This window comes from Nocardia sp. 852002-20019_SCH5090214 (genome assembly GCF_001665865.1).
GTDB classification, from domain to species: domain Bacteria; phylum Actinomycetota; class Actinomycetes; order Mycobacteriales; family Mycobacteriaceae; genus Nocardia; species Nocardia nova.
Window position 1 is genome coordinate 1 of sequence record NZ_LZMK01000443.1, and the last position, 553, is coordinate 553.

Genomic DNA, 553 nt, shown 5'->3' on the forward strand with positions numbered 1-553 from the left:
GGCCTCACCACAGACGACCGCACCCGCGTCGACTTCGTCGTCGACTACCTCACCGGAGACACCCGCAACATCGACCTTCTCGCCTCGCCGGTGTGGGTCGACCCGGGCGAAGAAGCGCGCGGCCGGATCCCGGAACTGCTGGGCGGATTCGCCGAGGGCTACGTCAACGCGCAGAAGATGGCCGCCGAGATCTCGGTGATGACCGCGGCCGACCAGGCCCAGGTCCGTGAAGCCGGTAAGGCGATCCGCGCCGGACGCGAGCCCAGTACGCGACTGTGGCCCGGCTACGCCAACCGCGAGCAGATCAACGAGGAGATCTTCCTTCTCGCAGGCGATGTCGAAGACATTCGAGCAATCGCGGACTACGTCGCCGAGAACGACCTCTCCGACGAAAGTCCCGAGACCTGGGGTGTCGGTGACGAAACCGCCGCGACCATCGAGCGGCTGCGCGAGCGGGGCGACGAGATCGTCGCGGTCGCCACACTCCAGCACGGCCTGGCCGACATCGAGCGCAGCCAGCTCGTCACGATTGTCGACGACGTCGACGCCGGAC

1 pseudogene is annotated in these 553 nt (G+C 67.5%); it reads left to right on the forward strand.

Features of this window, described 5'->3' with window-relative positions:
* Positions 1–553 (forward strand): annotated as a pseudogene (locus tag A5780_RS41620) (hypothetical protein); the annotation flags it as partial.